Raw genomic sequence first — 26,821 nt, forward strand, 5'->3', positions numbered from 1 at the left:
AGTGTTATATGTGGCTCTACTGCTCAGGCGCTGACTCACCCGAAGCGGCACTGCCGAATGTGAAAAATATTGCCTTGTACGACTATCAAAACAGTCGCGCGAGGGCGTGTCCCGTGGACTTTTTAGGTGACTACAACGGTTATCTACAAACCGATGGCTACGCGGCTTATGATGGTCTGCATCACGTCACCAATGTAGGGTGCTTAGCGCATGCTCGTCGCAAGTTCATGGATGCGAAGAAGCTTCAAGGGAAAGGTAAATCAGGCAAGGCTGATAAGGCGCTGGCTAAAATCCAAAAACTCTACGGGATAGAATCACGCTTAAAAGGTGCGCCTGCCCAAGAGCGAAAAGCAGAGCGTCAAGCGCTTGCCAAGCCGATACTGGATGAGCTTTACCAATGGATGACGACCCAGAAGGTGATTGGCTCTAGCCCACTAGGCAAAGCGATAAAATATACGCTTGGGCAGTGGTCAAAGCTTATTCGTTATATCGACGATGGTCACTTATCTATTGATAATAATCGCGCTGAACGCGCAATTAAACCACTGGTCATTGGCAGGAAGAACTGGCTGTTCTCTAACACACCAAACGGTGCTGATGCGAGCGCGATGCTTTACAGCATCATCGAGACCGCGAAAGCCAACGGTCTTATCCTCTACGACTACATGGTCAAGTGCATGAAAGAGCTGGCGAAAGCTGAGCCTGATATCGACGCACTCCTGCCTTGGAACTTCAAACACTGACAAGTCGCCCCGTGGGTTCATGGGGCGTTTACCGTTTATCTTGAGCTATCCTCATCAACATTGTGGTAAATGGCTAACTATGTATAGTAGTGAAATGCACCATAAGGAAGCTTCACACATGATTGAATTTGTTAATGCTAATTTTGGTTTATGTTTAACCCTAAGTGTTAGTGTATTGGTTGCAGTGAGATATCACGTTAAATCGGTCTTACGCCAATACAACAAAGAAGATAGACCTCTTTAAATATTTACAATGTTTGTTAGTGAGCGGGCTGTTGTAGCCAATAAAACAGCCACCATTCGGTGGTTGTTTTATTTTGTTAATGGGCTTACGCCATACCTTTGTCCTACTCTATTGTAAGTGAGTAAGTAGCTTTCTTTAGTCGATTACGCTCTAGTTTGATGTTTACGCAATAAAACACTTGACCAGTGGTCTTTGTGTGCTGTACAATTGGAAATATTGCTGCTGAAGCTGCTTTATGATATGTTGGTTGTAATTTCATATCTAATGAGTTTTCGAGTGATTAATATTCAAGCCCCCCTTATCCAAAATTCAAGCTGGTGTAGTACAACCTTTTTACCGCTGCCATTGGTCAATGACTTTCCCACTCCTGTGGTAAACAACTTTTGATTAATAGAAATGAGGGGGCCGATAGTAAAGGATATTATTCCTATGCTCTCACTACTCTTAACTGTGATTTATACCCAGAATTAAAAGTTAGAGTTAATGGTGAAGGTGAGATTGAGCCTTATGCTCCATCTCGCTCTAAGAAAAAAGAAAACAAACTTCCTCAGATCGTTACTTCTCTAGGTAAATTGGTATACCCACAAAACCTCTATCTAACAGTCTACGCTCGTAAGACCCAGTCTATTGCTACTCGTGCCCAAGCCCTGCTGATGTTTACTCGATGGCTTGATTTAACAGATAAGTCTTACAGGGATGTATTTGCAGATCCTTCTGATGGTGTTGGGTGTGAATTTGCTGATTTTCTTGTTCGGTGTGTTATCGGTGATCATGAAGCAGGGTTAAAGCTCGCCTTGTCTACAGCGAAGACGTACATGCGATTTGTTGTCGATTTTTACAAATGGATGAATCGAGAAGGTGTACTAGTTTGGTCTGATAAAGTAAAACCGTTTGAATTCACACTGAAGCGAATACCTCGTAAATCTAACAAGAATGTAGATATGTTGAGCCACACAAAAAGAAATTATGAGATTGTGGTTCAAACAACTAGTGTCATGAATAAGTTCCCTCGCTCCGCAAAAGTCCCACCACATAAGAAACTGAAGCCATTACCAGAGTATGAATTAGAGGTTCTCGACACTTATATAAATCGAGTTGAGTTTTCGGTGCGTAATCGACTAATGATTGAGTTGGCTTACAAAGGAGGGCTTAGAATTAAAGAAGTTGCCTCATTGAACGAAGGGGCAATCTATCAACCATCTTTAGGCGAGGTCGAGTGCGAACTAGCGCTAAATACATCAAATGGTGTCCAAACTAAGAATGACCTTTCAAGAGTCACTAAAATACCAGCATCTCTAATGACATTACTCTATGACTATAAGATTTCAGAAGGTAGACAAAGCATAGTTGATTCGTTAGGCACGCTGTCCGAGGGGAGCCAGTTTGAGCCCCGCTTATTTCTCAGTAATAGAACTCTCCTAGGGTCAATTCACCCAAATACAATTCAAGGAATTTGGTCAGATCTGAGATCTGAAATTCGACTTGTTCACACAACTTGGTACTACAAGTTCCATGATTTACGAGCAACTTTTGCAACAGATTTTCTACTGCAAAAAGTGAGAGATTCGGACTTGCCATTGGACTTCTTTTTCAGCGAACTGAAAAGCCTTATGGGACACAGCGAATCAACAGACACTATGGTTTATATCAATTTTTTAAAAGACCTAAAGCTCAACAAGGAAGCTGCGTTGAGACGGAATCAGGAAGCACAGGAGGCTGCTGATGGCGAAAAGTAACATTTCGGATTTGTACGTTTCTGACCTTGAGAATAGAAAAGAATCTCCATATGACAATGATGTTTTAAAATACACAAAGCAAGGTGTTACTAGGGAGATTGACCTTACATGCCTAGACTATGTATTTGCTGACATTGAGCAACTGAAGGTTGAATGCGGTGTAAGACTAACCTTGGTTGATAAGCTGAAACGAACAATAAAACAGCACTTTGAGTTAGATAGAGTCAGTACGGGGCAACAATTATACCATGTCTTACGATCATTGATTCGACACGCTGATAGGCAACAACTTGAAACATTCTCTAAAGAATCATGGAAGTCATATTTTGGTGCAAAGGGGTATATGTGGAGGTTGGTTGAATCCGCAGAGCGTCAGCATAGCCACTCTTACATGTACGACGACGGGCAGGTAGAGGGCATTGCAGAAAAAACTGCCGCTGGTAAAAAGAGACTTCTGAAGTATGCCCTCTCTGAAATTGGTTTAGATGTTTTTGATTGGGACAAAGGCTTAAAAGACTTTTCAGTCGCAGGGAAGCCTAAAAAGGCGCTAGAAAATTTCAGTAAAAATGAACATGACACTACACTCAGGCGCTTGCATGACAAGTTTTTCTTACTTACCCCTATCTTAATTGCAGAGCAAGAGTTGGGGCGTTTTTCAGATGATTCAAAAGACATCGCCTATAGCATAGCTAAGAATACACTTAGCTCGAAAAAACAAACCCTTGATGTGGAATTACTGTTTCTAGAAGGTATGACGCTCAATGCAGTATTTAATTTTACAATGGAAATTGGTTATCACCTCTTTTGCCATTATACGGCCTTCAATGACTCTGTAGTTACATCTGTTCGAAGACCAATTGAATTCATAAAGGAAAAATCCGAAGGAAAAGTTTCAAAATACGCCATTATTAAAGGCTTTAAAGGTCGAGCTGCGAAGGAAGTTACAGGGGTTATTGGCGAATCTGAATTAGAGGAAGTCTCTGCACGAGTAGATAAACGTACAGGGGCTGCATTTCTGAACATGCTGCTGAAGCTATCATCTACTTTTAACCCTGATGAGCACGGCTTGTTGCTATATCAGCTAGATAATGAAGGTTTGCCTACAGAACTTAAAACTGATTTTAAAAATGATAACGTTCCACGAAAGTTAGAGCTATTTGCGGATAAGCGTGTCGGGTTAGCGGAAAGGTTGGCGGAGAGCATTAATTCGCTTTGTGAGCACAGTTATGTTGAGCAGGTAAAAAGGGTTGTTGATGATGAGGGTGTTCGGCGTATTTCAAAGTCTAAAGAGTATTACCAGCCTACCAGTAATCAACATACTTCATTGATGCTCCGTCTTTCAGTTGCGTTCATGCAATGCTTCACGGCTCAATCATTAAGACATGCTCAATTGCCACTGTTTTATTCAGCACCTGATGAGAATGGGAAGATCACCGTGACATGTACTTCTGCATTGATAAGCTCAGAATCAGAAGATGCTCAGAACGCTGTGATTACCTTTTACCTTGATGAGGTGTTTTTGCCAGTTGTTAAGAAAATAGAAGACTGGGCAACAGCAAGAAACCCTCTGTTTAGAAAACGTAAAAAGGGTAATCAGCACACTTCAAAATCAAGTATTGATGGCTCAAACTATAATATTGAGCCTACCAAGGGTGCGTCTTATCTATTTCCACAAGGACGGAGCGGTGAAACTAGCTTCTTTAACTCGTACCCCGTTACTGCTCCTTTTCTATCGAGGATAGGGCTTACACCTAGCCATTTCTTTTGCACGTTAAATTCTACACGATTCCGCAAAACCGTAGCGGATAACGAGTATCGACATGGTTCTGAACTCACAGCTATGACTGTCCTCCAGAACTCTAAAAAAGTGTTCGAAGAACATTATGCCAACGGTCATCAGGGGCTAAATAATGAGATTATTGCACAAGCATTAGATGTAATTGAGCTGGTTATTAAAGGTGTGGAGCTTGAAGAGGCAAAGCAAAAGGTTAGGGATACTTGGAGGGTTGAAGTGCTCTCTTTTGACGAATACAAGAAAAGAGGCAAGCCTAGTAATCCCAATGGCACATGTTGTGATGGTAAGCCAGAGTTCGAAGGCCAAGAGGATAAGCTAGCTCAGGCAGCAGCAAAAAAAATGGGAGTCATAGATGATTCATCAAAACTCCATTGCTACCAATTTGATAAATGCCATGAGTGCCTCAATGCCAAACTGGTCGATGAACCTAATCAGGTCTATAAACTTTTGTCATTTATAGAGTCACTAATTGATACTGCTGATCTTCATCCTGAAAATGAGGAGTTGGATAATCGAATCGAGTCATATGAAGAAATCGTATCTCAAAACATATCAGAAAATGTTCTTAAAGAAGCTGAGGCTTTACTAGAGGCGAATGGTCGCTATTTTTTGTATGCATAGACTAACTGGGGAGCACTATGAAAACTATTAAAGCAGCAAGTGGCGCAAAGGTTAGCTTTGAAGAGTTTGTTGACGATATCGATACCGACCATGTTGATGATGTACTTTTGCCAGCAATTGAACGTGGAAGTTGGGATGAGTTGGAATCACTTGCGGTAATTAGTAATTCTGAATTTCCTGTGCTGTTTGAGCAAAATGTATGGGATCTAAGCCAGATTGGTGACGGCTATCAAACAAATCGCCTGCTATTTAACCACTCAACAAGGAAAGGCTTTGATGGTTATATTTTACCAAGAAATATACGCAATGAAATCAAGTGCTTTGCTGCTGTAGAGCTGCTGACAGATTACGGTAAATATTCATATACATCGATTGTTGATACGGTTAGCAAGCTCACAGTAATAGCCAAACATGCTACAGAAATTGGGATTACTAGCTTTTCTGATATCGATGAAGATACCATATTTCGACTTCAAGAGAGCGGTCTGAACATTAACGTTAAGGGGAATAAAGTCTTATCTGCGATTAACAGGTTGGTTCAGTGCCAAGAGTCATTGCCTATCCAGATTGAGATAAATAAATCGTTGGAGCCGAAACATTTTAGCTTGCCAGTGTTACCGCCTGATCAACACTTTGTTATCCCATTCAGGATTTACTTTGAAATGGTGAATTGTGCTATTTCTGAAATCAGTGAAGCATACAAAAATAGAGTAGAGCTTGAAAATGCAGTTGAAGTTTTCCTGACTCATTCGAGTTCAGTAAAGTCTGAACTAATGAGAAAAGTTAGAAGAGGTGAGTTGTCACTGGAAAGCGCCATTCCAAGTGATTCTAAAGCTAACAGTATCCGTGAGGTGTTTGAAAGTGAAGGCATTCCAATCATTGACAATGAGCAAGAGCCGTTGTGGGAGGATGTTTGGGCAAGTTGTGTTGGCGCAAACTGGAATGGCTCTAAAGCTAGAGGTATTTGGGAAGATTTTCAGGTTAAAATTGGCTCGAAGTCTTTTCGAGTTAGGTCTGAGTTTTCAGAGTATCTTCGTGCTCTTAATTCCAATGCGGCATTTTTAGTGATGGCATTAAGTGGTATGAGAATTGGTGAGCTTTTTGGGATATCTCCCGTGTATGGTGCTCGGGATCATATTAAAATAGGAATTAATACTATTTATGCGCTTACAACAAAGCAGGAGAAGTTGACTCTAGATTCTCAGACTGCCGATGACGTCTATATAACAAATCGGACAGGCTTTAGGGCTTTTCATGTTCTCAACGCTATCCATCGACCTTATCGAAAGCGCTTTGAAGAAGGTTCCAACAGTACCTTCTTTGCAGCCTTAACAGAGGTGTACCACCCAAGACCTATTGAAAAGGTCGGATTAGGACAAACAATTAGAGAGACCATAAAGCGTTTATACAAAGATACATTTGTTTTGAACTCTCATGATTTAGATGCCCTTAGGGCATCTAATCCAGAACATAGCAGACTCCTTGAAGTTGGTGATAGTTTTCCTTATACAAACCACCAATGCCGAAGAAGTTTTGCGTTCTACCTGATTGGTCTAGAGTTAATGGACTTCCCACAGTTAAAGCAACAATTGGGTCATATATCTATTGCTATGACACGTTGGTACGCAAAAAATGCACACTCATTGAAGAAAATTTTTGGTGAAATTAAAGAGGAAAGAGAGGAGCGTTCAGCTAGAGTAATGTCTCGCACCTATAACAAGTTAGCAAACAAAGAGCGCTTGGCTGGAGGGTTAGGTAAAAATCTTTTGAAGGAAGTTATTGATAACGCTAACTTTTTTGACCAAGGCGTTAATGGCAGAAAACTTTTACCTAGATTTTGGAAAGAGGAAATCAGAACTGGTAAGGTGCATGTCCATGTGATTGGGAAGGGTATGTACTGCACAAAGAGGCAGTGCGCAATGAGAGCTGCTATTGATCTTTCAGAATGTACTGATTGTGGCTGGGATATTATTGAAGATGCAAGCGAGGCTGAATCTATACGAATGACGGCTATGAGAGACCTACTAATTTTACAGGAATCGGGGGAGCTTAATGGCAGTTCAGCTTCGAAGTATGTGATGGACATACGCTCGGCAGAGAAAATCATGTCTGATCTAAACTTCCCACATGAAGTCTTTGAGATACCAGATGATGTCTCTCAGTTAATCCCTGTACAAAACATATAGAGGTAACTATGGCTCGTAACAAGGATGCTTCTCGTAAGGCACTACTCGATGCAATCTCTAGAATTAAAGAGCAGACCTACACGCATAAAGATCTGAAAAAGAAAAATGTTGTAAAACTAAACAAGTCAAATGTCGAAAAGGAAGCTGGACTATCTGTTGGCGCTCTTCGTCATCACCCTGATATTGTTAAGTTGATAGAGAACCCTAGCCCTAACAAGAATCATAGTGATGATGTAGCGAGCTTGACTAAAAAGGTTGATAAACTGAAGGCTTTAAATGGAGAGCTAAAAGCCGAGAGTGCCCGTGATAAAAAGGATGCAGAGCAAGCAAAACAGACCCTAAAAGAGTATCAGTCTGAGTATCATCAAACAGTAACAGCTTTGTTCTTTAAAATACCGATCAATGAAAGAGAGGAGGCAATAAAGTCACTTGATGACTCCTCTTTGAACGGAGAAGTAACGAATATAAATGAATATAGGCGTGTAGCGCCTATCTAACTAGCTCTGGAAACTTTACTGACACTTCAATAAAGCCAATTTTGCGTGCAACTTTCGCTGCTGCATCAATGGTTTTGAATTTTCTAGCATCATCTCCACGTTGTGGAGTAACGGTGTATTGTGTTGACTTGTTCTTCCCTTGTAGCATTAGATTCCAATCTGTGCCAAATGCTTCTGGAACTACAATGGCTTTGGTTAATTCACCTGCTTGAAATCTGATTTCTAGCTCAGCTTGTTGCATATCGAGTGCATCCAAATAATTCAATGAATATCACTATAATACGACAAAGATTGGAATTCATCAATACGGAGTTGTGAGTCATCAAAAGCTAAATTTGATTTCGGTGTCGTTTATCTATAACGAAGTATCAAGATTGGGAATTGATGTGGATTTAAGCGACTGGACAGAAGAAGGTAGTAGGTTTCAATGTATGTAGGAGTGCATATTAAATTGGTGTGGATTAAATAAGTTGTTTAGTAATGGTGTTAGCAAAATCGATCAATAGAAAAAGGCGCTAATTGCGCCTTTATCATTTATTGTACTTAGCTCTTATAGAGACTCTGTGAAAGTACGTGCGATAACGTCACGTTGTTGTTCTTGAGTTAGAGAGTTGAAGCGAACAGCGTAACCCGATACACGGATTGTTAGCTGAGGGTAGTTCTCAGGGTTAGCTACTGCATCTTCTAAAGTCTCACGTTTTAAGACGTTCACGTTCAAATGCTGGCCGCCTTCGATCTTCGCTGGGACTTCAATAGCAACGTCACGAGACTCGTATTCGCCTAGATCTGCTGATGGAACTACTTGGTCTGCTTCGTAGCCTTCAACTGCAACAACACAACGTGCTTCGTTCTTTTCTGTATCTAGCAACCAGATTGAGTTAAGTAGAGAATCGTTAGCTGCTTTAGTGATTTGGATACCTTGGATCATATGGATTTCCTTTTAATTTTTGATTTGATTTTTATGACTTAAAGCATGACTCTAAGTGCTGACTTCTTAAAAAAACATGACTAATAAAAAATATGAGATTTTTCTCTCTTTATGACTATCAAATCCATTGCTGATAAAGGGCTTGATGCGATTAAGTCATACTTTTTAGTAGTTAGGCTTTCCAATATTACAAATGTTGACCACCTTCGATGCGTGGTGCTGCTTCGATTGCAACTTCACGGCTTTCGTACTCGCCTAGGTCTGCAGCTGAGATAACTTGGTCAGCTTCGAAACCTGCAGTAGCAACAACACAACGAGCTTCATTCTTCTCGCTATCTAGTAGCCAGATTGAGTTTAGTAGGTCATCGTTTGCTGCTTTAGTAATTTGAATACCTTGGATCATAACTATCTCCTAGTCCACTGAATGTGGTTTGATTATGGTGTTAACTTTCGATTTTTATTGAGCTGGGTAATATATACCTAATATTAGTAAGGTTAACATTGATTTAAGTCAAAAAACAACCAAAAACCATATTTTTACAAAGGTGATTATATTGAGGTAAATCAATAAAACCTTTGAAAACAAAGTAATTACAAAATATTTTAAAGTATAAAAAATATTTAACAGCCATATTTGTTGTAAGTTTACTACATTTGTTGTGTTTTTATTGAACTACAACCGATACGACCCTTTATTTATTAAGCATTCTGAAAGTGTAAAGTGATTTAATGACAAACAATAATTCATCCTCAAAACCGGAAACAAATATTAAGTTTATTGGCGCTCATGTGTCGGCTGCTGGTGGTGTTGATCAGGCCCCTATGCGTGCACGTGAAATAGGTGCCAATGCGTTTGCACTGTTTACCAAGAACCAGAGACAGTGGGCGGCAAAACCGCTAGAAGCGAAAACCATTAGTGCCTTTAAAGCTAATTGCAAAATGTTGGGCTTCGGTGCTGAGCACATTCTTCCTCATGACTCCTACCTTATTAACCTAGGAGCACCAGAAGAAGAGAAGCTAGAGAAATCACGCGCGGCTTTTATTGATGAAATGGAGCGTTGTAATCAACTTGGATTAACGCTTTTGAATTTTCATCCTGGGAGTCATTTAAAGAAAATCTCAGAAAGCGAATGTTTGGCGAAGATCGCTGAATCGATCAACCTAGCTCATCAAGCGGTACCTGACGTAATCGCAGTGATCGAGAATACGTCTGGGCAGGGCACTAATCTGGGTTGGAAGTTTGAACATCTAGCAGAGATTATCGAACAGGTAGAAGATAAGTCACGTGTTGGTGTGTGCTTAGACACCTGCCATACGTTTACTGCTGGCTATGACTTACGTACAAAAGAGGCGTGTGAGCATACTTTTGCTGAGTTCGACCGCATCGTGGGTATGCACTATCTAAGAGCAATGCACATCAATGATTCAAAAGCTGAGTTCGCGAGCCGAGTCGATCGACACCATTCTTTAGGAAAAGGCGAAATTGGCTGGGATTGTTTTGAGTATATTGCCTCTGATTCTCGCTTTAATGGTATCCCTCTTATCTTGGAAACCATTGATTCGACGATCTGGAAAGAGGAAATTCAACAACTTAGAATGTTTCATCGCTCAGCAACGCTAGCGAGCGAACAAGCGTAATAATAGAGGGGGAAATTTATTTCCGTCTATTTCTAAAAATTGGCACCTTTCTTTCATAGTATTAAAGTGAATATGTAGTTCACGATGTCTTAGAGGAGGTGCCTTTATGTATTCAATCACCCAAACTTCAACTATTGCTGTCGCACGCCGTTTACCTACACCAAACCGTCACGTGCATAACCACGGCCACCATCGTACACAGCAGAAAAGTGGTTAATCGAGATAAGCACAACTTGAACTGATTATTATGATTCATCAACAAGTGAACCCTACACATCATGTTTATTGATAGCTGTATGAGGTATAACTAGAGCCTTATTTAGGACAGTTAGCCGATACAGCTATTTTTTTGTCTGGCGAAAGCCGCTAGAAACCTTGATGATTGGGAAGTAAAACGATGAGCGCACCAAAGACTTGGGAATCCATTATTAATGATGAACGTGATAAAGAGTACTTTCAGAGTGTCCTCGCGTTTGTTGAACAGCAACGTAATAGTGGTAAAACCGTCTACCCGCCACAAGAACAGGTGTTCAGTGCCTTTGATATGACGCCTTTCGAATCCGTGCGAGTGGTTATCTTAGGGCAAGATCCTTATCACGGTGCTAACCAAGCTCACGGCTTAGCATTCTCAGTGCTTCCTGGTGTGAAAATCCCACCTTCTCTACGCAATATGTACAAAGAGCTTGCACAAGATATAGAGGGCTTTGAGATTCCTAGTCATGGTTATCTCGATTCTTGGGCATCGCAAGGGGTGTTGATGTTGAACACAGTCCTTACAGTCGAAGAGGCAAAAGCACACTCACATGCTAAGTGTGGCTGGGAAACCTTTACCGATGCCATTATTGCTGAGCTCAATCAGCGCTCTGAACCGATCATCTTTTTGTTGTGGGGCGCACACGCCCAGAAGAAAGGTCAAGCGATTGATGACGACAAGCATCATGTGTTGGTTGCACCTCACCCATCGCCATTATCGGCACGCCGTGGATTCTTCGGTTGTCAGCATTTCTCTACAACCAACAAGCTGCTTTCTTCTATGGATCAACAACCTATTGACTGGCGTTTACCAACAGAAGTGTAGGTTGGTGGTTTTCTGAGCAGGGTCAAATCATAAATCAGCATATTCGTATACACTTATAAATAGTAGGTGTAATGGAGTGCAATACTATGATGATTGAAAGGATAAGACGAGAGCATGGCTATATGGCTCGTTTACTCGCGATACTCAACAGTAAGTTAGAGTTTCTGAAACAGGAGCGAGAAATAAACTATAGCCTGATCGCAGAGGTGGTTCATTACCTTATGAACCATTCAGACAAAGTGCATCACCCTAAAGAAGACGTCATTTATCGCTACTATCTTAAGCAATATGGCAGCGAGCAAGCGATTGAAGACTTGGAGTTAGAGCATCAATTGCTTTCTGAGAAAACGGCGGACTTTTTAGGTTTGGTCGATATGATCCTTCAAGATGCGGTGGTTCCTCAGCAAGTCTTTATTGAGCAGCTTGAAGCGTTTGTTAAGGCTCAGCGAAAGCACATGGAATATGAAGAGAAGCATGTGCTACCCATGATTGTTGAGGCGTTCACGGTGAAAGATTGGCAAGAAGTGGAGTCTCAATGGCTTCAACCGGAAGATGACCCTGTTTTTGGAGAGACCATCGCCGATCAATATCGCCAACTCGCGGCTCGGGTTCGACAAAATGAACAAGAGTGTGTTTAGCCCGTTGTAATGTTGAGGTGCACCTATTTTAGGTGTCCTCTATATTAGAGGGTTGGTTTCCAAATGGCGCTTTGAGCGGATTAACTACCTCAAAAAATAAAAAAGGCACCTATATAGGTGACTTTTGCTATCTGATTTCTTATCGTGCTGATTAAAGTTTTATATCGTCAAGGCTAAAATCAAGACCTAGGTTCATCTCTCTCAGCTCTTTCTCAAGCTGCCTACGATCGTTGATGGCTTCGATTTCACGCCACTTACGCTTGAGTGGTTTCGAGCGTGATTTTTGAGTTACACGAGGCATTTCTAGTTCTGATACTTCATCGAATTGAAAGCTATCCATAAGCCATATCTCCTTCCGTGGGACTAGTTCTTACGAACCAATAAATATCATATTTAGGTTCACAATAACTTTGATTTGTTTCTCATTTGTTTCAAATCCATGAAGCTTTTGTTCTATTTTCTTATGCATGCTCACACATTGTGAGAATTATTATGTATAAAAAACAGGCAAACAAACCTAAGTAAACGATTAAATTGGGGGTTATTGAATGTTAATTCATTGTGCGAATGGAATAGCGTTTTGACTACAATGCATTGAAGTGCACATGGTACCGTGCGGTATAGGGATCTCATTGGCCTAGAAAAAAACGAAGATCTTCACTATACCTTGTAAAACCTAGGCTGACGTCATTTTTATAGGATGGTGTTCTTGTTGGGGTAGTGCCGTGGCTGTTGTTGATATTATGTCCCGATAATGTGACTTTTATTGGGCTGCATTGTTGAAAGTTGTGTTAACAAAAGGTGTGTTATTAGTGAAATGTCATTTTAATATAAGTGTATTTGCATATTGATTTTTAGGCCGTCTCGCTGCATTATCCGCCCGTCAAAAAATACACTGATACGTAAAATGGATGCATGAAGCGACATTTACAGTCTCAATCGCCGCAAGAATATAACAAGAGTGCCGACACAACATTGACAGAGGCATAGGCGATTAAGAGGAAGGCTAGGAAGCATGATCGGTGCTTAAACTCAATTACGAGGTTCACGTGACAGACTTAATCAATTTGATGAACGATCTCCTTTGGGGATCTATCTTAGTTTACTTACTGGTTGGTGTGGGTATCTACTTCACTGTACGACTAGGCTTCATTCAATTCCGCCATTTCGGCCACATGTTCTCTGTTCTTAGAAACAGCCGTAAAGCAGACAGTGCTGGTATCTCTTCTTTCCAAGCTCTTTGTACTAGTCTCGCTGCTCGTGTAGGTACGGGTAACATGGCAGGTGTTGCTGTAGCACTAACCGCTGGTGGCCCTGGTGCTATCTTCTGGATGTGGCTAATCGCAATGCTAGGTATGGCAACATCGTTTGCAGAAAGCACACTGGCACAGCTATACAAAACGCGTGATAACGACGGTAACTACCGCGGCGGCCCTGCATACTACATGGAGAAAGGCCTAGGCATGCGTTGGATGGGGGTTCTATTCTCTATCTTCCTCATCATTGCATTTGGTCTTGTATTCAACGCGGTTCAAGCGAACGCGATTGCAAGCGCAATGAATACGGCATTCGACCTTGAGCGTAGCTACGTTGGTGTTGGTATCGTAATCATCTCTGCGTTCGTTATCTTCGGTGGTATCCGTAAGATTGCACGCACAGCAGAAATCATCGTTCCAATCATGGCATTGGCTTACCTAGCGATCGCTATGTACGTGATGTTCGCGAACATCGAGAAAGTGCCTGAAGTACTGGCTCTTATCTTCAAGAGTGCATTCGGTCTGCAAGAAGCAGCAGCGGGTGGCCTAGGTTACGCAATCGCACAAGCGATGATTAACGGCATCAAACGTGGTTTGTTCTCGAACGAAGCGGGTATGGGTTCTGCGCCAAACGCAGCAGCTTCTGCTACGCCTTACCCACCGCACCCAGCATCACAAGGTTACGTGCAAATGCTAGGCGTGTTCATGGATACCATTGTTATCTGTTCAGCAACAGTCGCAATCATCCTGATGTCTGGTGAGTATGTACCACACGGTGAAGTAACGGGTATCGAACTAACGCAACGTGCACTAACAGCACAAGTGGGCGAATGGGGCGGCATTTTTGTAGCGGTAGCGATTTTCTTCTTCGCTTTCACTTCAATCATTGCAAACTACTCGTACGCTGAAACGAACCTTATCTTCCTTGAGCACAACAACAAGAAGGGCCTAGTGCTGTTCCGTATCGTTGTTCTGGGTATGGTTATGTTCGGTTCTCTAGCGACGTTACCAACGGTATGGGCACTGGCTGACGTATCGATGGGCCTAATGGCGATTGTTAACTTGGTGGCGATTATCCTGCTATCAGGTATCGTGATTAAGCTAGCGAAAGACTACAACCGCCAACTAGACGCGGGTAAAGTACCAACATTCGATTCGAATGACTTCCCAGAGCTTAAGTCTCAGCTGGAAGACGGTATTTGGGACAACAACAAGAAGTAATCTTGTTGGAGCGATAAACGGCTCATCCTAAAGTGATTAGAAAGGCTAAGGTTTCGACCTTAGCCTTTTTGTTTGCCTGTCATTTGTCTCATTCTGTCTATCGAAGCTCATTCTCCCTATCGAAGCTCATTCTCCCTATCAAAGTAATAGGAAGAGTCATAAAGACAAGTTGATGTTTTTTCTATACTCTAGCAGCATCCAGTTAGATAACCGATTAGGGTAAAGTTATGTTAGTTGTCGTTTCTCCAGCCAAAACACTTGATTACGAATCACCATTAGCGACGGAACGCTTTAGTCAGCCTGAGTTTGTTGAACACTCTGCTGAACTGATTGAAGAGTGCCGTAAACTGACGCCAGTCGATATTTCTGCACTGATGAAGGTGAGCGATAAGATCGCAGGGTTGAACGTAGCGCGCTTTGAGCAGTGGAGCGAGACCTTTACCCAAGACAACGCACGCCAAGCCATCCTAGCCTTTAAGGGCGATGTATACACTGGCTTAGATGCTGAGACGCTATCGGATGAAGATTTTGACTACGCACAAAATCACCTGCGCATGCTTTCTGGGTTATATGGCTTGCTTAAGCCGTTAGATTTGATGCAGCCTTACCGTCTAGAGATGGGCACACGCTTAGCCAATGCTCGTGGTACTAACTTGTACCAGTTCTGGGGCAACATCATTACAGACAAGCTGAATGAAGCGTTGAATGCTCAAGGCGACAATGTGTTGATCAACCTAGCATCTAACGAATACTTTAAAGCTGTGAAGCCGAAGAGCTTGGATGGCCAAGTGATTACCCCTGTATTCAAAGACTGCAAGAACGGTCAGTACAAGGTGATCAGTTTCTACGCGAAGAAAGCGCGTGGCATGATGGCTCGCTACATTATCGAGAACAAGATCGACTCGGTTGAGGCACTCACTCAGTTTGATACAGCGGGTTACTACTTCGTTGAAGAAGAGTCGAACGCGAAAGAGCTTGTCTTCAAACGTGAAGAGCAAAACTAGACGTTATTGATTAATGGTCGTCACGCTCTATTGCGAGATGCCAACCAGATAGAGAAAAGCCCCATGCAGCGAACTGCATGGGGCTTTTTTATTGAATCGTTGAAGCTGGTAGATTACTTCTTCTTTGCTGCTTTCTTTTTCTTCGCGATTTTTTTCTTCTTCGCGATTTTTTGTTTCTCTACCGCTTTCTTATCTTCTTTCTTCGGCTTCTTCTTCTTAGTCACGGCCGCTTTCTTATGCGTAGGGCGCATGCCTTCGATGAAGCGTTCTTTGATTGGTTCGTCTGTGTAACGAGCCACACGCTCAATCATTAGTTGATCGTGCGCTTCAATGATAGAAACCGCGTTACCTTTTTTACCAGCACGAGCCGTACGGCCAATACGGTGTAGGTATACGTCAGCAGTACGTGGCATGTCGTAGTTGATTACGTGGCTTACGTCTGGAAGGTCGATACCACGAGCAGCAACGTCAGTCGCTAGTAGTACGTTTACAGAGCCGTCACGGAAACGAGCAATCGCGTTGTTACGACGATCTTGAGGCATTTCACCTTGGATCCACGCACATGGGATTTGCGCGCTTTCAAGTTGAGCTCGTAGATCACCTAGACGATCACGCGTCTTCAAGAATACGATGCTGCGCTCAGCTTGCTCGGTGATGATGTGCTTTAGGATGTTCAGCTTGTGCTCTGCTGTATCTGCGCGGTGGTACCACTGAGTGATCTTCTTACGCTCACGAAGTGATGATTTCGCATCGATCTCCGCTGGGTTTTTAAGTAGATCCTCGGTGAAGCCTTCAATGCCTTTACCTTCTAGCGTTGCTGAGAACAGTAAAGTTTGTTTACGCCAGCGACACTCTGCAGACAGACGGTCAACAACAGGACCAAAGCCCATGTCTAGCATGCGGTCGGCTTCATCTAGAACCAGCCATTCAATCGCACGACAGTCAAAACGCTCGCCTTCAATGTATTCCATCAAACGGCCAGGTGTTGCTACTACGATATCTTGAGTGGTACTTAAGATATCTGCGTGCTCTTGGTACATCACACCGCCCGTGATCGTGAAGATATTTAGGCTGGTGTATTTAGCAAGCTCACGTGCTTGTTCGGTGATCTGCATTGCTAGCTCACGCGTTGGCGTCAGGATAAGCATACGTGCAGGGCCAGATTTCTTACGTGGGAAATCCAGTAGGTATTGCAGTGCTGGCAATACAAATGATGCTGTTTTACCAGTACCTGTTGGCGCAGAAGCCAAAACGTCTCTTCCATCTAACGCTTGTGGGATTGCTTCAGCTTGTATCTGTGTTGGACGTTCGTAGCCCATTTCGTCAATTGCTTTAAGCAGCTCTTGGTTTAGATCGAGTTCTGCAAAGGTTCTGATCACTGTTGTTTCTCCACAAGCAATAAATGTTTCTGCCTCAAAAAGCAGACGATAAAAAAGAGTAGTCGGACATTATAGAAGCATTAGTGATTAGGATCACATGGTATTTGCTACATCTTGAGATAAAAATCTTTAGTGAGCGCAATAAATGCTTCGCTATAACCACCTTGGTGATGAATTGTAAGCGATTCGCGCTGCAAATCTTGCTCGCAAGCAGGATCTTTAGATAACTCAAATAGAATTCGGCTAGCCGGTTTCTTGTCTGTTGTTTTTACATCAAGGCGTTTTGCTAGATACCAACCACATTGCTCGGCAAGCTTGATAAAACCTTCCCCCTCAGGCGTCGGTAGGATGAAACTGGCAGTCGCGGTTTCGGTTGTTATCTCGAAACAACGTTGGGCAAGTGCTAAGTGATCCAAGCTGTCGGTGTGCCTGGCGGTGGCTCTTTGGCTTTGCTGCGCCTGTTCTCCAGAGTTGAAGTAGGGCGGGTTACAGATGATCGCATCAAACCTTTGTGGAAAGTCGGCCGTTAACACGCTGCCGTGATCAAGGGAGATACGATTTTGCCAAGGCGACTGCTCAATATTGACAGTGGCAGCATCAATAGCGTGTTGATCAATATCTATCGCAGAGATTGAAGCATCTTCAAAACGCTGCGCAGCCATCAAAGCCAGCAGACCTGTCCCGGTTCCAATATCGAGTACACATGATCTTTGTGGCAGGCTTACCCAAGCGCCAAGTAATACGCCATCGGTACTGACTGGCATACCGCTTTTCCCGCCGTAAATTGAGAATTGCTTAAAATTGAAGCTTTTAGTTTGCACTGTTTTGTCTTTCATTAATGTTCTGAGTATCGAGATATTTTAAGTGATTAGCTCTAATGTTAACCGCTTGTATGAATCAATGTTCTGCTTGGGAGAATATTGTTGTGCATTATGGTTAGTTTATAATTGTGGCTATTTTTCTATAGCTAGTGGAATCCACTGTTTTTTGTTCTCATATGCAAATTTATATGGTGTTTTTGTGTGGTGACTTGCAGCTAGCCAGTTGTTTCGTCATTATGCGCGACTATTTTATAGATTGATTGGCAGCTTTGAGCTGTAACATTCATGTAAGCACAACATAAATTCATAAATATAATTAAGGATTATCTGTGAAACAGAGTCTAAAACTAACAGATATAATGGCATTGGGCTTTATGCTTTTTGCGTTTTTCTTGGGTGCGGGTAACATCATCTTCCCACCTCTAGCTGGCCAATTAGCCGGTGATCACTTCCTTCCAGCGATGTCTGGTTTTCTGCTGACTGCCGTTGGTCTGCCGTTAATCACTATCGTCGCGGTCGCAGTGGCTGGTGGCTCTTGGGGTCACTTAACTAAAGATCTTCCTAAGAAAGCAGCAACCATCATGGCTGTACTGATCTTTATCATTATCGGTCCTGCATTTGCTGCACCGCGTACTGGCCTTGTTGCCTATGAGATGGCGGTGAAACCGTTCTTCATCGATGCCTCTCAAGCTCACCTAACTCTCTTTTCGATTGCATTTTTTGCAGTAGCGATGTTCTTCTCATGGTCGCAAGGTAAGCTTATTGACGTCATTGGTAAGGTGCTAACACCTGCACTGTTCGTTGGTTTGGTTGTGCTGGCGATTGCTGTATTCGTTAACCCTCAAGGCGATATTCTTGCGGCTCACGGTGAGTACATCACTCAACCACTAACCAAAGGTTTCCTTGAAGGCTACAACACCATGGATACTTTTGCTTCTTTGATGTTTGGTATGCTGATTGTTGATGCGATTCGTAGCAAGGGCATTACTGACCGTGCAGCGACGACTAAGTACCTAATTAGCGCGGGTTGTATTGCCGCAGCGGGTCTGGCGTTTGTTTACATCTCTCTATTTTTCCTAGGCGCAACAAGTGCAACAGTCGCAGCTGGTGCAGACAATGGCGGTGCTATTTTAAGCCTATACGTTCAATCGTTGTTTGGTCCTTCTGGTCAGCTAGTGCTTTCTGTGATCGTACTATTAGCATGTCTAACTACGGCGATTGGCCTTGTGTCAGCATGTTCTGATTACTTCAGCTCGCTAACGCCTCTGTCTTACAAGACTTGGGTAATCATCAATGGTGTAGCTTGTGCAACCGTTGCGAACGTTGGTCTTTCTCAACTGATTTCTCTGTCTGTTCCAGTACTGTTTGCACTGTACCCAGTCGCTATCGCGTTGGTTGCTCTGACATTCTTACGTAGCCGCTTCCCTAATCCAAAAGCGGCTTACCGCGTAGTGGTATTAGTGTCACTGCTGTTTGCTCTTATTGATGGCGCTAAAGTAGCGGGTGTAGACGTGTCTGCACTTAAGATGCTGCCACTGTTTGAGATCGGTATGGGTTGGTTGCTTCCAACAACGGCTGCAATCATCTGTATGTTCTTTGTTGGCAAGTCAACAGAACAAGAGATGGCTGAAGAGACTGTTTAATCTTCCGTTGAGATTAGATTGTCCTTCGAGATGAAATAGAAAAGGCCTCATTACTTCGCAGTAATGAGGCCTTTTTGTATTCTGTGGTCTTTTTATATCCAGCTAGTTACTTGGTTAGCTACTTAGCCGGGAGTACTTCTGTTTGGTTATAGCTTTTCGCTGTACTCAACCAGTACTTGCTCAACCCAGCTTGCGATACGGTCGTCGCTTAGCTCGTATTGTGAATCTTCATCAAGCGCCAAACCAACGAATTGAGATTTGTCTTCGGTTAACGCTTTAGACGCTTCGAACTCGTAGCTGTCATCGTTTGGCCAGAAGCCAACAAACTCTGCACCCGCGGTTTTCAGTTCATCATGCAATAGACCCATCGCATCTAGGAACCATTCGCCGTAGCCTTCTTGGTCACCCAAACCAAACAGAGCCACAACCTTGCCTTTCATAGGCGTGGTTGCGATGTCTTCCCACAGTTCATTCCAATCTTCTTGGATTTCACCGAAGTCCCAAGTCGAGATGCCCAGCAATAAAAGGTCGTAGTCCGCCATCAATGAAAGAGGGCTTTCTTTCACGTTATGGATATCAACTAGGTCTTCACCAATAATGCCGCGAATTTTCTCTGCTGCCATTTCTGTGTAGCAGGTGGTTGAGCCGTAAAATAATCCAATTTTCATAGCAAACGTTCGATTTTAATTTCAGATGGCGAATTCTAACCATAAATCGACTTCGATTGCAGCGATTATCCGCTCAAGTCGTAATTTTTATGGCATTCATATTTGCTCTGGCATACTCTCAAAACAGTTTCCAATATTGTGAGTAACACTATGCAGTCGCCTCAAGGGCAGAGCGCAGACCACGGTCTCGTTGAGCAGTTTTTAGATGCTATGTGGATGGAGCGAGGATTATCGGAGAATACGCTTGTCTCGTACCGTACCGATTTGTCCAAGTTATTAGCGTGGATGGAAAAGAACAATTACCGCCTCGACTTCATTAGCCTTTCAGGTTTACAGGATTATCAAGGCTGGTTAGCCGACGCCGATTTTAAGCAGACCTCTCGTGCCCGTATGTTGTCGGCGATTCGTCGCTTGTTCCAATATTTGCACCGCGAGAAAATCAGAGGCGATGATCCAAGTGCCTTGTTGATCAGCCCGAAGCTGCCGCAACGCTTGCCGAAAGATTTGAGCGAAGAACAGGTTGATGCTTTGCTCGATGCGCCAGATCCGAACGATCCGATTGAGCTTCGCGATAAGGCGATGCTTGAGTTACTCTATGCAACCGGTTTGCGTGTGACAGAACTGGTTAGCTTGACGATGGAAAACATCAGCCTAAGACAGGGCGTGGTGCGTGTTATTGGTAAGGGTGGCAAAGAGCGCTTAGTACCAATGGGCGAAAATGCGGTGGATTGGATAGAGACTTTTATTGAACAGGGTCGTCCACATCTACTTGGCGAAAACAGTTCTGATGTGGTTTTTCCGAGTAAACGCGCCAAGCAAATGACCCGTCAGACGTTCTGGTATCGTATTAAGCACTACTCGGTCGTCGCTGGTATCGACACAGAATTGTTGTCACCACACGTATTGAGACACGCTTTTGCGACGCATTTACTGAACTATGGCGCAGATCTCAGGGTCGTACAGATGTTACTTGGGCATAGTGACTTATCGACTACCCAAATTTATACTCACGTGGCGACTGAAAGGCTCAAGCAAATTCATGCGCAGCATCACCCACGTGCTTAAATCCATTTATTTTTAAGGTGAACTTAATGAGCGTATTACGCCGTCTTCCTCTACTAGCGCTTCCTCTTATGATTACTGCATGTAATGCATCAGAAGCGAAAGTAGAAACAACATCAACAGCCGTAGAAGCTGCTCCAGCTCAAGCTATTGATACAGCTGCGTTAACTAAGCGTTTTGAAAAAATCGGTATTAAGGTCGATAAGATTGTTCCTTCGGATATCGATGGTTTGTTAGAAGTTCAAACCAACAGCGGCATTATCTTTTCTTCTCCAGAGGGCGATCACTTTCTAGCCGGTACACTTTACTCTTTAGATGAAAACGGTAAGTTCAGTGATGTTTTGGCTGAGCGTCAAGCTCCGCTGAATGCTGAAAAAGTCGCGGCGATGTCGGATACGGTTATTGAATACAAAGCCGATAACGAAAAGTATGTTGTGACGGTATTTACTGACATTACGTGTGGCTACTGTGTTCGTCTGCACAGCCAAATGCAGGGCTACAACGATCTGGGTATTACCGTTCGTTACATGGCTTACCCACGCCAAGGTGCGACAGGGCAAGTTGCCGATCAAATGGCAGCAATCTGGGCTTCAGATGATCCAAAAACAGCGATGCATGACGCTAAAGTAAATCGTCAAATGCCAGCGTCTGGTAAAGATCTAGCAGAGCAAAAGCAGATCATTGCTAAGCAGTACCAATTAGGTCGTGAGCTTGGCATCAATGGCACACCGGCTATCGTGCTAGCAAGTGGTGAGTTGGTGAGTGGTTACTTACCGCCAGCACAACTTCTTCAACGTTTAGAGCAATAATCTCGTTTTCTGTATTGCCAATTTATCCCCCATGTTTTTGATTTAAGGAGTGGCCTGATTGATATCGGGCCCATTTTTATATGATAGAGATCCAACGCCGTCCTGAGGTCGACATTTCAGTCTTACCTGCTCACTTACCTGACTTGTTAAAGCGCATTTATGTGAGTCGTGGAATCGACAGTGCCGACCAACTAGAGACAGCAGCGAAAGGCTTGCACTCTTATCAAAAACTGGGCGGCATTGATGCTGCGGTTGAGCTGTTGTTCAAAGCTATTCAGCAGCAAAAACGCATCATCATTGTTGGTGACTTTGATGCCGATGGCGCGACCAGCTCGGCGCTGTCTGTTTTAGCGTTACGTATGCTCGGCAGCTCTAACGTCGACTATCTGGTACCAAACCGTTTTGAAGATGGTTATGGCTTGAGCCCTGAGGTTGTTGAACAGGCAATCGAGCTTGGTGCTGAAGTGATCATGACGGTCGACAACGGTGTATCTTCAATTGAAGGTGTTCGCTTTGCTAAAGAGAAAGGGCTAGAGGTTCTGGTTACCGATCATCACTTGCCGGGCAATGAACTGCCAATGGTCGATGCTATGGTTAACCCAAACCTTGAAAGTTGTGCTTTTCCTTCGAAAGCCCTAGCGGGGGTTGGTGTCGCTTTTTACCTGATGATGGCATTGTGTGTTCACATGCGTAAATTGGGTTGGTTTGCAGAGCGCGGCATGACAGAACCTAAGTTGATGGAACTGATTGACCTTGTGGCGCTGGGTACGGTTGCCGACGTGGTTCCACTCGATGAAAACAACCGAATTTTAGTTCATCAAGGTTTGCAACGTATTCGTGCGGGTAAAGCTCGTCCGGGCATTCAAGCCTTGATCGAAATTGCTAAGCGAGACGCTAAGCGTTTGGTGGCGTCTGACTTTGGCTTTGCTCTTGGTCCTCGTATCAATGCAGCTGGTCGATTAGACGACATGTCTTTTGGTGTTGAGCTGCTAATGAGTAACAACATCCATGCGGCTCGTCGAATGGCGAGTGAGTTAGATGGCTTGAACCAAACACGTAAAGAGATCGAAGAGGGTATGAAGCAAGAAGCGATGGCTTTTTGTGAGCGCCTTGAATTTGGTAAAGACGACCTACCTTCTGGCTTGGCACTATTCCAACGTGATTGGCACCAAGGTGTGATTGGTATTTTGGCTTCGCGTATCAAAGACAAATACCACCGCCCAGTGATTGCGTTTGCAGATGGCGGCGAAGGCAGTATCAAAGGTTCATGTCGTTCAATTCCGGGTCTGCACATGCGTGATGCATTGGACCGAATTGATACTCAAAACCCTGGCTTGATTCTTAAATTTGGTGGCCACGCAATGGCGGCTGGTTTAACCATCATGGAAAAGGACTTTGAACGCTTCAGCAAGCTGTTCAATGATGTGGTGAAGAATGAACTTGGAGAAACAGCACTGAAGGGCATTATCTTGTCTGATGGTGAGCTGTTACCAGAAGAGTTCTCGATGCACACCGCTGAAACGCTGCGTTCAGGTGGCCCGTGGGGACAAGCTTTCCCTGAGCCAATCTTCGATGGTGAGTTTAAAGTGCTGCACCAAAAGCTGGTGGGTGAAAAGCACCTTAAGCTGATGCTTGAGCCGCTCTACAAAGGCCACCCAACCAATGTGATGATTGACGGTATTGCCTTTAACGTCGACCTACGTCGCTGGCCTGATGCATCAGTAAAAACCGTTCATCTTGCATTTAAGCTCGATATCAACGAATTTCGCGGCAACCAATCGTTGCAGCTGATGATTGATCATATCGAAGCCAAATAGTGATTTTGGGCTCAATAATGCTCATCATATAGTGCCAAATTCAACAAGCTCTGTTCAAAAACAGGGCTTGTTTTCCTTCCTGCCCTTACAAAATTTACGTGTTTTTTATGCCTGTCAATTTTATATCCCATTAAGTTGTTGAATCTTGGTTCACCACTCTAAAAAATTCTGTATCTCCGTCACACTTTTGAGTACAATTCTTCGGTTAAATTCTACTCATAAATGATGAGCTAAAATGTTTGAAATCAATCCTATAAAAAACCGTCTTCAGGATGTGTCTGAGCGCACAAATATCCTGAGGGGGTATCTTTGACTATGACGCTAAGAAAGAGCGTCTAGAAGAAGTAAACGCAGAATTAGAACAACCGGATGTATGGAACGAACCTGAGCGTGCTCAAGCGCTAGGTAAAGAACGTTCTGCATTGGAAGCGGTAGTAGAAACGATCGACCAACTTGACCAAGGTGTTGAGGATGTTGATGGCCTATTAGAGCTTGCGGTTGAAGAAGAAGATCAAGAAACGTTCGATGAAATTGAACCAGAACTGGCCGAGCTTGAAGCTAAGCTAGAGAAGCTGGAATTCCGTCGTATGTTCTCTGGTGATCACGATGCATCAGATTGCTACATCGATTTACAGTCAGGTTCGGGCGGTACAGAAGCTCAAGACTGGACTTCAATGATGTTGCGCATGTACTTACGTTGGGCAGATTCGAAAGGCTTCAAGACTGAAGTTATCGAAGTGTCGGATGGCGATGTTGCTGGCCTTAAAGGCGCAACGGTACGTATTTCTGGTGAGTATGCTTACGGTTGGTTACGCACAGAGACTGGTGTTCACCGTCTAGTTCGTAAGTCACCATTTGATTCAAGTGGTCGTCGTCATACTTCATTTGCATCTGCGTTTATCTATCCTGAGATTGATGACAACATTACGATCGACATTAATCCTTCTGACCTACGTATTGACGTATACCGTGCCTCTGGCGCTGGTGGTCAGCACGTAAACACCACGGAATCAGCGGTACGTATTACTCACGTTCCGACTAACACTGTGGTTCAGTGTCAGAATGACCGTTCGCAGCATAAGAACAAAGATCAAGCGATGAAGCAGCTACGTGCTAAGCTTTTTGAACTTGAGATTCAAAAACAAAATGCTGAAAAACAAGCGAGCGAAGAGACGAAATCAGACATCGGTTGGGGCAGTCAAATCCGCTCTTACGTGCTGGATGATTCTCGTATCAAAGATTTACGCACCGGCATCGAAAACCGTAATACTCAAGCGGTTCTTGACGGTGACTTAGACAAGTTTATTGAAGCTAGCCTGAAATCAGGTCTGTAAGCTTTATCAACTATTAAGCTTTACCAATAATATTGGTAAAAATGCCTATATTTACAAAAATATAGCGGTCCAAATTTTAAAAGCAGGGTACATCTCTAATGACTGATGCTGTTCAAAACGAAAACGCACAAGAAGCTTCTTCACCTGAAGAGAACAAACTAATCGCTGAGCGCCGCAGCAAGCTGGATCACATCCGCCAAAACTGCAAAGCTAACGGTCACCCAAATGACTTCCGTCGTGAGCACCTAGCTGGCGATCTTCAAGCGGAATTCGGTGAGAAGACTAAGGAAGAGCTAGAAGAGCTTAACCACATCGTTGCGATCGCTGGTCGTGTTATGGCGAAGCGTGGTCCATTCCTTGCGATTCAAGAAACTTCTGGTCGTATCCAAGCATACGCAGCGAAAGACGTTCAAAAAGTACTGAAAGAGAAGTACCAAGGCCTAGATATTGGTGACATCATCGGTGTTAAAGGTGCGCTTCACAAATCAGGTAAAGGCGACCTTTACGTGAACATGGAAGAGTTTGAATTGCTGACTAAAGCACTTCGTCCTCTACCAGAGAAGTTCCACGGTCTAACTGACCAAGAGATGCGTTACCGTCAGCGTTACGTTGACCTAATCGTGAACGAAGATTCTCGTAATGCATTCATCGTGCGTTCTAAGCTTGTATCTTCAATCCGTAACTTCATGAGCGCGAAAGGCTACCTAGAAGTTGAAACGCCAATGATGCACGTGATCCCGGGTGGCGCAACTGCACGTCCGTTCATCACTCATCACAATGCACTAGACATCGACATGTACCTACGTGTTGCACCAGAGCTTTACCTTAAGCGTCTAGTGGTGGGTGGTTTTGACCGTGTATTCGAGATCAACCGTAACTTCCGTAACGAAGGTCTATCTCCACGTCACAACCCAGAATTCACAATGATGGAATTCTACCAAGCGTACTCTGACTACAAAGACCTTATGGATCTGACAGAAGAGATGCTAAGCACGGCAGCAATGGACGTTCTTGGTTCTACTTCTATGCCTTACGGTGACGAAACGGTTGAGTTCGGTGGCACTTACGCTCGCATGAGCATGTTCGATGCAATCAAACACTACAACCCTGAGCACGCTGAGATTCAAGCGCTAACAGAAGCAGACCTACAAGACCGTGAAAAGATGGTTGCTATCGCAAAATCTGTAAACGTAGACGTAGAAACGTTCTGGACATGTGGTCAGCTTCTAGAAGAGATCTTTGGTGAAACGGCTGAGCCTCAGCTAATTCAACCAACGTTCATCACTGGCTACCCAGCGGACATCTCTCCTCTAGCTCGTCGTAGCGATGACAACCCGTTCTTCACAGACCGTTTTGAGTTCTTCATCGGTGGCCGTGAAGTTGCGAATGGTTTCTCTGAGCTTAACGATGCACAAGACCAAGACGAGCGTTTTAAAGCGCAAGTTAACGCGAAAGACGCGGGTGATGACGAAGCGATGTACTACGATGCAGACTACATTACTGCACTAGAGCACGGCCTACCGCCAACAGCGGGTCAAGGTATCGGTATCGACCGTCTAGCAATGCTATTTACAAACACGCACACAATCCGTGACGTGATCTTGTTCCCGGCAATGCGTCCACAGGCGTAATTCTCGCTTATAGGGCGTAACAGCCTATGTAATTAAAAAGCCACCTTCGGGTGTAATGCCGATCAGTTAAAG

Annotated in this window: 22 protein-coding genes and 1 pseudogene; 16 read left to right on the forward strand and 7 right to left on the reverse strand. The window is 43.6% G+C overall.

Annotated elements, in window-relative coordinates:
* The 5 genes from tnpC to AB4375_RS12360 form a co-directional block, all read left to right on the forward strand.
* The coding region (tnpC, locus tag AB4375_RS12340; protein WP_372051694.1) for an IS66 family transposase at positions 1–743 on the forward strand (743 nt) is incomplete at its 5' end.
* A gap of 627 nt (positions 744–1,370) precedes the next feature.
* Positions 1,371–2,723, forward strand: a complete 1,353-nt coding sequence (locus tag AB4375_RS12345; RefSeq protein WP_136999106.1) for a site-specific integrase — start codon at positions 1,371–1,373, stop codon at positions 2,721–2,723.
* Positions 2,710–5,139 carry a hypothetical protein gene (locus AB4375_RS12350; RefSeq protein ID WP_104216211.1) on the forward strand — a complete coding sequence of 810 codons (2,430 nt, stop codon included), beginning with the start codon at positions 2,710–2,712 and terminating at the stop codon, positions 5,137–5,139. Before AB4375_RS12345 ends, AB4375_RS12350 begins: the two co-directional genes overlap by 14 nt.
* 17 nt (positions 5,140–5,156) lie before the next feature.
* Positions 5,157–7,325 carry a site-specific integrase gene (locus AB4375_RS12355; RefSeq protein WP_104216212.1) on the forward strand — a complete coding sequence of 723 codons (2,169 nt, stop codon included), beginning with the start codon at positions 5,157–5,159 and terminating at the stop codon, positions 7,323–7,325.
* An 8-nt stretch (positions 7,326–7,333) separates the two neighbouring features.
* Positions 7,334–7,822 carry a hypothetical protein gene (locus AB4375_RS12360; protein WP_104216213.1) on the forward strand — a complete coding sequence of 163 codons (489 nt, stop codon included), beginning with the start codon at positions 7,334–7,336 and terminating at the stop codon, positions 7,820–7,822.
* Here the strand turns inward: AB4375_RS12360 and AB4375_RS12365 are convergent.
* The 3 genes and pseudogenes from AB4375_RS12365 to AB4375_RS12375 form a co-directional block, all read right to left on the reverse strand.
* Positions 7,815–8,063: a plasmid replication protein RepB gene (locus AB4375_RS12365; protein WP_104216214.1), complete on the reverse strand. Its 249-nt coding sequence runs from the start codon at positions 8,061–8,063 to the stop codon at positions 7,815–7,817. The two genes, AB4375_RS12360 and AB4375_RS12365, sit on opposite strands and share 8 nt — an antisense overlap.
* 309 nt (positions 8,064–8,372) lie before the next feature.
* Entirely contained in the window at positions 8,373–8,750 is a 378-nt protein-coding gene (gene grcA / locus AB4375_RS12370; RefSeq protein ID WP_104216215.1) for an autonomous glycyl radical cofactor GrcA, read from the reverse strand.
* A 190-nt stretch (positions 8,751–8,940) separates the two neighbouring features.
* Positions 8,941–9,153, reverse strand: a pseudogene (locus AB4375_RS12375) (autonomous glycyl radical cofactor GrcA); the annotation flags it as partial.
* Positions 9,154–9,479: 326 nt separating this feature from the next.
* On the opposite strand from AB4375_RS12375, the gene nfo reads away from it, so the two are divergent.
* The 3 genes from nfo to AB4375_RS12390 all read left to right on the forward strand — a co-directional run bounded on the left by nfo (position 9,480) and on the right by AB4375_RS12390 (position 12,104).
* A complete protein-coding gene (nfo, locus tag AB4375_RS12380) occupies positions 9,480–10,388 on the forward strand; it encodes a deoxyribonuclease IV (protein WP_017062881.1) in 909 nt (302 codons plus the stop codon).
* Positions 10,389–10,785: 397 nt separating this feature from the next.
* Positions 10,786–11,466 (forward strand): uracil-DNA glycosylase, encoded by a 681-nt coding sequence (ung, locus tag AB4375_RS12385; RefSeq protein WP_102428207.1) that lies wholly within the window; start codon positions 10,786–10,788, stop codon positions 11,464–11,466.
* 86 nt (positions 11,467–11,552) lie between these two features.
* Entirely contained in the window at positions 11,553–12,104 is a 552-nt protein-coding gene (locus AB4375_RS12390; protein WP_017070073.1) for a hemerythrin domain-containing protein, read from the forward strand.
* Between the two features lie 151 nt (positions 12,105–12,255).
* On the opposite strand, the gene AB4375_RS12395 is transcribed toward AB4375_RS12390, so the two are convergent.
* A complete protein-coding gene (locus AB4375_RS12395; RefSeq protein WP_017059319.1) occupies positions 12,256–12,444 on the reverse strand; it encodes a DUF3545 family protein in 189 nt (62 codons plus the stop codon).
* Between the two features lie 709 nt (positions 12,445–13,153).
* On the opposite strand from AB4375_RS12395, the gene AB4375_RS12400 reads away from it, so the two are divergent.
* The gene (locus AB4375_RS12400) at positions 13,154–14,581 is read left to right on the forward strand and encodes a sodium:alanine symporter family protein (RefSeq protein WP_032545312.1); all 1,428 of its coding nucleotides are present in this window, start codon (positions 13,154–13,156) and stop codon (positions 14,579–14,581) included.
* Positions 14,582–14,808: 227 nt separating this feature from the next.
* On the forward strand, positions 14,809–15,585 hold the full coding sequence (gene yaaA / locus AB4375_RS12405; RefSeq protein ID WP_048662676.1) for a peroxide stress protein YaaA: 777 nt from the start codon (positions 14,809–14,811) through the stop codon (positions 15,583–15,585).
* Between the two features lie 113 nt (positions 15,586–15,698).
* Here yaaA and srmB read toward each other — a convergent pair whose 3' ends face one another.
* Positions 15,699–16,964 (reverse strand): ATP-dependent RNA helicase SrmB, encoded by a 1,266-nt coding sequence (gene srmB / locus AB4375_RS12410; protein WP_048658056.1) that lies wholly within the window; start codon positions 16,962–16,964, stop codon positions 15,699–15,701.
* Between the two features lie 107 nt (positions 16,965–17,071).
* Positions 17,072–17,800, reverse strand: coding sequence for a tRNA1(Val) (adenine(37)-N6)-methyltransferase (locus tag AB4375_RS12415; protein ID WP_372051695.1), 729 nt, complete (start codon positions 17,798–17,800; stop codon positions 17,072–17,074).
* Positions 17,801–18,114: 314 nt separating this feature from the next.
* Between AB4375_RS12415 and brnQ the strand changes: the two genes are divergently transcribed.
* A complete protein-coding gene (brnQ, locus tag AB4375_RS12420) occupies positions 18,115–19,428 on the forward strand; it encodes a branched-chain amino acid transport system II carrier protein (RefSeq protein WP_017059325.1) in 1,314 nt (437 codons plus the stop codon).
* A gap of 146 nt (positions 19,429–19,574) precedes the next feature.
* Here brnQ and fldB read toward each other — a convergent pair whose 3' ends face one another.
* Entirely contained in the window at positions 19,575–20,096 is a 522-nt protein-coding gene (fldB, locus tag AB4375_RS12425; protein WP_017062875.1) for a flavodoxin FldB, read from the reverse strand.
* Between the two features lie 150 nt (positions 20,097–20,246).
* Here fldB and xerD point away from each other — a divergent pair, with 150 nt between their 5' ends.
* From xerD to lysS, 5 genes are all read left to right on the forward strand, one after another.
* The gene (gene xerD, locus AB4375_RS12430) at positions 20,247–21,161 is read left to right on the forward strand and encodes a site-specific tyrosine recombinase XerD (RefSeq protein WP_017059327.1); all 915 of its coding nucleotides are present in this window, start codon (positions 20,247–20,249) and stop codon (positions 21,159–21,161) included.
* 26 nt (positions 21,162–21,187) lie between these two features.
* A complete protein-coding gene (locus AB4375_RS12435) occupies positions 21,188–21,967 on the forward strand; it encodes a thioredoxin fold domain-containing protein (RefSeq protein WP_017062874.1) in 780 nt (259 codons plus the stop codon).
* Between the two features lie 80 nt (positions 21,968–22,047).
* Positions 22,048–23,784: a single-stranded-DNA-specific exonuclease RecJ gene (gene recJ, locus AB4375_RS12440; RefSeq protein ID WP_017059329.1), complete on the forward strand. Its 1,737-nt coding sequence runs from the start codon at positions 22,048–22,050 to the stop codon at positions 23,782–23,784.
* A gap of 235 nt (positions 23,785–24,019) precedes the next feature.
* Positions 24,020–25,118, forward strand: a protein-coding gene (gene prfB / locus AB4375_RS12445) for a peptide chain release factor 2 (RefSeq protein ID WP_100208942.1) whose coding sequence is annotated in 2 segments (ribosomal slippage) — positions 24,020–24,094 and positions 24,096–25,118 — 1,098 coding nt in all. Because the reading frame shifts where the segments join, the coding sequence is not laid out codon by codon here.
* A 98-nt stretch (positions 25,119–25,216) separates the two neighbouring features.
* Positions 25,217–26,749: a lysine--tRNA ligase gene (gene lysS / locus AB4375_RS12450; RefSeq protein WP_372051696.1), complete on the forward strand. Its 1,533-nt coding sequence runs from the start codon at positions 25,217–25,219 to the stop codon at positions 26,747–26,749.
* The last annotated feature ends 72 nt before the right edge of the window (positions 26,750–26,821 follow it).

Source organism: Vibrio sp. 10N.261.51.C6, from assembly GCF_041471785.1.
In the GTDB taxonomy this organism is placed as follows: Bacteria; Pseudomonadota; Gammaproteobacteria; order Enterobacterales; family Vibrionaceae; genus Vibrio; species Vibrio crassostreae_C.